The following is a 7,569-nucleotide window of genomic DNA, read 5'->3' on the forward strand; positions in this document are numbered from 1 at the left end:
AAAAGATATCTTTAAATAGATATCTTTTTTACTATAAATTATGTTGTTTCATATAATTAGTAATTAATCGATAAATACCTCGTTCAATTACTACACCTATAGCTGATAAAACTAATCCCATTAAAACAATATTCAATGATACACTTGCTAAATGTAAGATATCACTAAAGAATAAAATTGCAAAGATGAAACCAAATACCATCATTAAACAAATTAAAATTCTTAATTTAGTAAACGGATAACATGAACGAATTACAGCGATCATTGAAATAATAACTAAAACATAATACATCAATGTTACCGATTCTAAATGATCTAATCCTAAATTACTTCCAAATAACATAATGAAAATAAATAGAATTACCACAGACACTGCATTCCCTGTTGCTTTAGAAAATACTTTTGGTAAAAAGTGTCCTGTAATCTTTCGAGTATCCGATTCAAAAATTGTTAAGAATGAAGGCATTGCTTCAATTAATAAATCAATCAATGTTATCTGCAATGGGATAAATGGAAATGGTGTATTTGTTAATACACAGAATATAGATAATAACACTGTATAAATAGTCTTAATAAAGAATACCCCAGCTACACGAGTAACGTTATTAACTACTTTTCTACCTTCTAATAATACATCTGGTAAACAAGTAAAATCAGAGTTTAATAAAACAACTTGTGAAATCTGTTTTGAAGCATCACTACCATCTGCAATTGCAATTGAACAATCAGCTTCTTTTAAAGCTAATAAGTCATTAACACCATCACCTGTCATCGCTACATGATGTCCATCTGCTTGTAAAGCTTCAACAATTAATTTCTTTTGACTTGGTGTTACCCTTCCAAAAACAGTATATTTAGTAACTATATCTTTTATATCGTCATCGCTTACTTTGCTCATATCAATACAACGATCATAGTTAATTACACCGGCCTTTTTAGCAATAGCCATAACGGTATTAACGTTGTCGCCTGAAATTATTTTAGCCTCAATTCCTTCTTTATGGAAATAAGCTAAAGTTTCTTTTGTTCTATCACGAATTGTATCTGATAAAATAACAGCCATTAATGGTTGTAATTTTGGCAGTTCCTGATTATCACTAACTGTTTCTTTAGTATATCCAATAGCAATAGCTCGCATTCCTTCAAGCATCAATTCGCTAATTTCTTCAGGTAAAGGTCCTGGAATAATTTTTTCAGCTGCTCCTACAACAATTGTTCCTAAGTCTTTAAATTCAATAGCACTCCATTTACGAAGTGAAGAAAACGGTATTTTTTTTGTATGCTGATATGTATCATTTTCACCGAAGTACTCATCAATCGCCTGGAATGTAGCATTATTATCATCACTTGCTTTCAGATAAGAACCCATGACTTCTTTTAAATCAAAACTATCATTAGTTTCTAAGGTAAATGTTTTTTCTACTTTCATTTTACCGTTAGTTATTGTTCCGGTTTTATCCAAACAAAGAACATCAACATGTGATAGTGTTTCTAATGAATATAAATTTTGAACCAATACTTTTTTCTGTGCTAATCTAGCTACTCCATTAGCTAAAGAAACACTTGTAAGTAATACTAACCCTTTAGGAAGCATTCCTAATAATCCAGCTGCTGAAGAAACAACAGCTTCAAATAAAACATCTTGACGTAACCACAATGCTTCAATAAATAAAATAATTCCTAAAGGAATAATCATAAAAGTAGTTACTTTAGTAACTTTTTTCATTGATTCCATCAATTCAGAATTCTGTTTTTTTACTTGTTGAGCTTCTTTAACTAATGTAGTTGCATAGTTATCATCACCAACATTTTTTACCTTGGCATAACATTTTCCAGATACAACACTACTACCAGATAATAAATTAGCACCAACACTTTTATTTATCGGATCTGATTCTCCAGTTAATAATGATTCATTAGCTTCAATCATCCCATGAATAACTGTAGCATCATTACAAACTTGATTACCACTTTCTAATACTAAAACATCATCTAAAACTACTTCATTTATATCTACAACTGTAGGTTTCCCATTACGAACTACAGTAATTGTTGGTTTAGTTAAAATTGATAATTGATCAACTAGTTTTTTTGCTTTAACTTCCTGATAAATACCAATTAAGATATTAGCAATAATAATTAAAATAAAAACTAAATTTGACCATGCCTGGACCAAAACCAAAGCAATAAAGATTAAAAAGTTTAATAAGTTAAATAAAGTACAAACATTATCCTTAACTATTTGTCCATAACTTTTACTTGCAGGTTTACTAACCCCATTTACTTTCCCTTCAACTATTCTTTCATTAACTTCTTTATCATTTAACCCTGTTTTATAAAATAAGGAATTATCATTTTCCAATTAAGTCACCTCCAGATTTTCCTATTATATTATATTTTAACAACTAGTCATACATTCTTAACAAACATTTAACAAAAAAGTCAATCAAACGATTGACCTTTTACTTGCTATTTAATTTATCCAAGAATTTTTTAATTCTTGAAGTAGCTTCTTTTATTTGTTCAATTGAATAAGCATATGATACTCGAATATATCCCTCGCCAGCTTGACCAAAAGCATTTCCAGGAACACATGCAACTAATTGATCTTTTAATAACTCTTCACAAAACTGTTCTGAAGTCATCCCAGTTGACTTAATACATGGAAAAACATAGAAAGCCCCTTGTGGAGTAAAAGTATGCAATCCCATATCATTAAAAGCCTTAACGATATAATTTCTTCTTAACATATAAGCTTGTCGCATTTTTTCGATTTCATTATCACAATGACGCATTGCTTCAATTGCTCCATATTGAGCTCCAGTTGGCGCTGACATAATTACATATTGATGAATTTTATTCATTGCATTCGTTAAAACTTCATTAGCTAAAACATAACCAAGTCGCCATCCAGTCATTGCATAAGCTTTAGAATAACCACTTACTAAAATAACCTGATCTTTTATTTCTGGAAAAGCAGCAATTGAACAAAATTTTTGCTCATATGATAACTCTGCATATATCTCATCAGTAATAACAATAATTTCGTGTTCTTTGATAATCGGAACTATTTTTTCATAATCCTCTCTTGTCATAAATCCACCAGTAGGATTACTTGGATAGTTCAATAAAATTGCTTTAGTTTTTGGTGTAATAGCAGCTTCTAATAATTCAGGTGTTAATTTAAACTGATTATCTTCTTTCAATTCAATATTAACAACCTTTCCACCAGCTAATTCAACCCCAGGTGTATAAGCAACATAGCTTGGCTGTAACAAAATAACTTCATCACCAGGATTAATTAAACTTCTAAATGCTAAATCAATAGCTTCTGAACCACCTACCGTTACAACACATTCTTTTTCATAATCATAATCTAAATTAAATCTTCTTTTTTGATAACGACAAATTTCTTTTCTTAACTCTGCAAGTCCTTTATTAGCCGTATAAAATGTTTTACCTTGTTCAATAGAATAAATTGCAGCTTCTCTAATTTTCCAAGGAGTATCAAAATCAGGTTCACCAACTCCTAAAGAAATAACGCCTTCCATTTCACTAGCTAAATCAAAAAACTTACGAATACCACTAGGGGGAATTTCTCTAACAGTATTATTTAATACTTTATTAAAATCCATTATGGTGTTACCAATAGCCTTTCTGCACTATCTTTATCGTTATCATCAAAACTAATTCCATTATTTTTATATTGTTTTAAAACAAACATCGTCGCTGTACCAATAACCCCCTCTAATGGTGCTAATTTAGACCCAACAAAATGAGCAACTTCTTGCATTGTATGCCCCTTTACAATTGCAACAAATTCAAAGCTTCCACTAAGTAAGTACATTGTATCTACTTCAGGAAAAGAATAGATTTTTTTAGCGATACGATCATAACCATATTCTCTTTCTGGTGTTGCGTTGATTTGAATCATTGCCATTACATTATCTACATTAGTACGATCCCAATTAATAATCGTATGATATCCACAGATAACTTTATTTTTCTCTAACTGGCTGATTGTCTTTTCGACATTATCTTCAGTTTCATTTAGAGCCATTGCTAAATCAGTTACTTCCATTCGCGCATTATCATGAAGTAATGTCAATAATAAGTTCTCATCCATAATTTCTTCCTCCAATTTATTTTAATTATTATATAACATTTTATAACATTGGTAAAGATACTAATATTTATTAACATAATTATTTTTTATTACATTTTTTTATAATAATATTACTAAATATTTATTAAAAAAACATAATATCATCCCTTTACTAGATAGATTATGATAAAATAATAACAAGGAGGTTTTACAATGCTAACATTCTATGTATCTAGCTACGGCAAAAATGATGATAAAGGAATTTATATAGTCAATCTTGACGAAAAAACACAAAAATTTTCATTAGTGCAACATATAGTTACTCAAGATTACCCATCTTATATGATCACTAAAAATAACACTTTATTTCTCAGTTATAAAAACGCCGGCAAATTTAATGATGGTGGAGGAATTGGCAGTTTTTCCATCTACAAAGATGAATTAATCCCTAATAATAATTATAATTCAAATGGACGTTCATATACTCACTTATGTGTCAGTGATAATTTACGCTATTTATTTGCTGCAAATTATCATGTTGGTTCAACTGCATCTTATTTATTAGAAAACAACTATATTAAACAAAAAATAAACGCTGTTCATCACACCGGTTTAGGTCCTGATTTACTAAAACGACAAACAGGCCCTCATTGCCACTGTGTTGGAATTACCCCTGATAAAAAATATGTTTACGCAGTTGATTTAGGTGCTGATAAAGTTATTATGTATACCTATGAAGATGGTAAGCTTGAAGAGGCTAGTAACCATAATCTAAACGTTGTTCCTGGTTCCGGACCAAGACATATGATTTTTTCAAAAGATGGTCGCTATGCTTATTTAGTAAACGAAATTGCTAATAATTTGATGGTTTTTAAATATAGTGATGAATATTTAAATTTAATCCAGGTAATCCATACTACTCCTCGTCATTTCCATGACTTTTCAAGTGCTAGTGCAATTCGCCTAAGCGATACTGGGAATCATCTTTTTGTATCAAATCGTGGTCATGATAGTATTGTTTTATATCGGGTAAATAAAGAAACCGGTAAAGTCAGTCTATTATATATGGTTCATACTGGTAGAAGTCCTCGTGATTTCAATATAATTGATAATAAATATTTAATTGTTGGCGCTCAAGATGATGACGAAATAGAATTATTTACATTCGATGAAGAGGAAGAACAATTAGTTAGAACAGTTTATACTTTAAAAATTCCTGCCCCTGTTTGTATTGCTGTAAATAAATAAAAGGAGAATATAATAATGAGATATGAAATTAAAGGTGATAATCTACCTGTAGTTATTTGTCATTTACAAAAAGATGAAACGATGATTACTGATAGTGGGGCCATGAGCTGGATGGATCCTGTTATGAAAATGGAAACAACTAGTGGTGGTTTTGGAAAAGCTTTTGGTCGGATGTTTAGTGGTGAGACAATGTTTCAAAATCGCTATACTGCTATTGATGACGGGATGATTGCTTTTGCATCATCATTTCCAGGTTCAATCAAAGCAATTAATATTGATCCTGATCATGAAATAATAATCCAAAAATCAACATTTTTAGCTTCTACTCAGAATATTGAAATGTCAGTTTTTTTCAATAAAAAAATTGGTACCGGCTTTTTTGGTGGTGAAGGCTTTATCATGAATAAAATCAGTGGTCATGGTCTAGTATTTTTAGAAATTGACGGTACTGCAATTGAATATGATTTATTACCTGGTCAACAAATGATTGTTGATACTGGATATTTAGCAATGATGGATGCAACATGTAAAATGGAAATTCAAAGTGTTAAAGGTGTTAAAAACAAGCTATTGGGTGGTGAAGGATTTTTCAATACTATTGTAACCGGTCCTGGTAAACTTGTGTTACAATCAATGCCAATTAGCTCTGTTGCTTCAGTTATTTCACCATTTATTCCAACTGGTGGAAATTAATAATCATGATTAATTGGAATATGCTTTGCATATTCCTTTAATTTTGTTAAAATACTATCGAAATGAGGTATATTTATGAAACCAATGATATTTTTTGACGTTGATGGAACATTACGTGATAATCACCATCATCAAGTTTGTCCTTCAACAATAGAAGCATTAAACAAATTACATGAATATGGTTATAAAATCGGTGTTGCTACAGGTCGTTCTGTAAATTCATTAAAAAGAACTGGTATCCCTGATCTAATTAAATGGGATGGCTATGTTTGTAATAATGGTCAAAGTATTCTTGATCAAGACTATAACTTAATTCAAGAATTAATTATTGATCCAAAAGTTGTAAGACAATGCATTGAAACAGCCAAAAAACATAATATTCCATTAGCTTTAAAAACCGAAAATCGTTTTTTAACACAAGACCCAGATGAAAATGTGCTTACTGCCATCAAATACTTCAATTCTCAAGTCCCACCAGTTGGAACATATCATGACGAAAAAGTAGCTGCGATGATTGCTTATGGACCATTAGGTTATAATTATGTCCCTTTTAAAGCAATTAGTGGCATTCATGTTTTACCAGGAGTATCTACTTATTGTGATATTACTCATGCCGATGCTACAAAAGCAACTGGTATTAAATATCTCTTAAATAAATATCAGCTTGAAGAATATGTTTGTTTTGGTGATTCATTAAATGATGTTGAAATGTTTAAACACGCAAAAATCTCTATCTGTATGGGACAAGGTGATGAATATTTAAAAAGTATTGCTACATATGTAACAGATAGTATTGATGATGATGGTTTATACAATGCTTGTAAACAATATCAATTTATTTAAAAAGGAACGATGATGCTAAGTTAGTATCATTGTTCCTCTCTTTTTATTACCCTTGCAACTTGTTATTAAGCGATAAATACTATCTCCATTGCATATTATCAAGCTTCTAATATTTGTAAATCTTCTAACTTACTATTCGCTATTTGATTGATTACTTATTTATCTACTTTATTATAAATAATCTACAATAATCATAATACCTAATGGAATTTTAACTATTAATAATAAAGTATAAATATGGATTATTTAATTTTAGCATTTTATTACATTCACTTTTTAAAGAAATTCTTATATTAATTATATAAGTATATAGTTATTTTTCTAACAACTTATTACCTCTTTGTTTCAATCTTTAAACAAAAAAAGATCAGGTAACTGATTATTCAAATTACCTAATCTTTAGCCAATTAAATTAATTATATTTTCTTCTTACTGCAACTGTTCCTAATACAGATAAAGCTACAAGTCCACCTAATAACATTAAGTCAGCATCATCACCAGTTTTAACTGAATTAGCTGGTTTATTAGTATCAACAGGAGTATCAGGTTTTGTAGTTGTTTGAGCTGGTTGATAATTAGCAGCCCATTGCCAGATATGAGTTCCATCACTATCTTGTGGATTATTATTTAATGTATAAATCCATGACCAGTGATTACTATATTCTACTAATGTTTCTACT

Annotated in this window: 7 protein-coding genes; 3 read left to right on the plus strand and 4 right to left on the minus strand. The window is 29.9% G+C overall.

Annotated features, from left to right (window positions below; genetic code table 11):
• Positions 1–31 precede the first annotated feature (31 nt).
• The 3 genes from B5F09_RS09910 to B5F09_RS09920 all read right to left on the minus strand — a co-directional run bounded on the left by B5F09_RS09910 (position 32) and on the right by B5F09_RS09920 (position 4,126).
• Positions 32–2,362 carry an HAD-IC family P-type ATPase gene (locus tag B5F09_RS09910; RefSeq protein WP_087373906.1) on the minus strand — a complete coding sequence of 777 codons (2,331 nt, stop codon included), beginning with the start codon at positions 2,360–2,362 and terminating at the stop codon, positions 32–34.
• A 100-nt stretch (positions 2,363–2,462) separates the two neighbouring features.
• Positions 2,463–3,635 carry an aminotransferase class I/II-fold pyridoxal phosphate-dependent enzyme gene (locus tag B5F09_RS09915; RefSeq protein ID WP_087300793.1) on the minus strand — a complete coding sequence of 391 codons (1,173 nt, stop codon included), beginning with the start codon at positions 3,633–3,635 and terminating at the stop codon, positions 2,463–2,465.
• Positions 3,635–4,126 (minus strand): Lrp/AsnC family transcriptional regulator, encoded by a 492-nt coding sequence (locus B5F09_RS09920; RefSeq protein WP_087300791.1) that lies wholly within the window; start codon positions 4,124–4,126, stop codon positions 3,635–3,637. Before B5F09_RS09920 ends, B5F09_RS09915 begins: the two co-directional genes overlap by 1 nt.
• A 192-nt stretch (positions 4,127–4,318) precedes the next feature.
• Here B5F09_RS09920 and B5F09_RS09925 point away from each other — a divergent pair, with 192 nt between their 5' ends.
• The 3 genes from B5F09_RS09925 (at position 4,319) to B5F09_RS09935 (ending at position 6,889) form a co-directional block, all read left to right on the plus strand.
• Complete coding sequence (locus tag B5F09_RS09925; RefSeq protein ID WP_087300789.1) at positions 4,319–5,353, plus strand: lactonase family protein; 1,035 nt, start codon at positions 4,319–4,321, stop codon at positions 5,351–5,353.
• A 15-nt stretch (positions 5,354–5,368) separates the two neighbouring features.
• Positions 5,369–6,046, plus strand: coding sequence for a TIGR00266 family protein (locus B5F09_RS09930; protein ID WP_087373908.1), 678 nt, complete (start codon positions 5,369–5,371; stop codon positions 6,044–6,046).
• Between the two features lie 75 nt (positions 6,047–6,121).
• Complete coding sequence (locus B5F09_RS09935) at positions 6,122–6,889, plus strand: Cof-type HAD-IIB family hydrolase (RefSeq protein ID WP_087373911.1); 768 nt, start codon at positions 6,122–6,124, stop codon at positions 6,887–6,889.
• A gap of 412 nt (positions 6,890–7,301) precedes the next feature.
• Here the strand turns inward: B5F09_RS09935 and B5F09_RS09940 are convergent.
• Positions 7,302–7,569 (minus strand): LPXTG cell wall anchor domain-containing protein (locus B5F09_RS09940; protein ID WP_143357496.1); only part of this gene is annotated, 268 nt, incomplete at its 5' end.

The organism is Erysipelatoclostridium sp. An173 (assembly GCF_002160495.1).
GTDB classification, from domain to species: domain Bacteria; phylum Bacillota_I; class Bacilli_A; order Erysipelotrichales; family Coprobacillaceae; genus Thomasclavelia; species Thomasclavelia merdavium.

Excerpts from the sequence above, each read along its gene's own strand:
- B5F09_RS09935 (WP_087373911.1), top strand. The coding sequence starts at position 6,122 with ATGAAACCAATGATATTTTTTGACGTTGATGGAACATTACGTGATAAT.
- B5F09_RS09915 (WP_087300793.1), bottom strand. The coding sequence starts at position 3,635 with ATGGATTTTAATAAAGTATTAAATAATACTGTTAGAGAAATTCCCCCT.
- B5F09_RS09930 (WP_087373908.1), top strand. The coding sequence starts at position 5,369 with ATGAGATATGAAATTAAAGGTGATAATCTACCTGTAGTTATTTGTCAT.
- B5F09_RS09920 (WP_087300791.1), bottom strand. The coding sequence starts at position 4,126 with ATGGATGAGAACTTATTATTGACATTACTTCATGATAATGCGCGAATG.
- B5F09_RS09925 (WP_087300789.1), top strand. The coding sequence starts at position 4,319 with ATGCTAACATTCTATGTATCTAGCTACGGCAAAAATGATGATAAAGGA.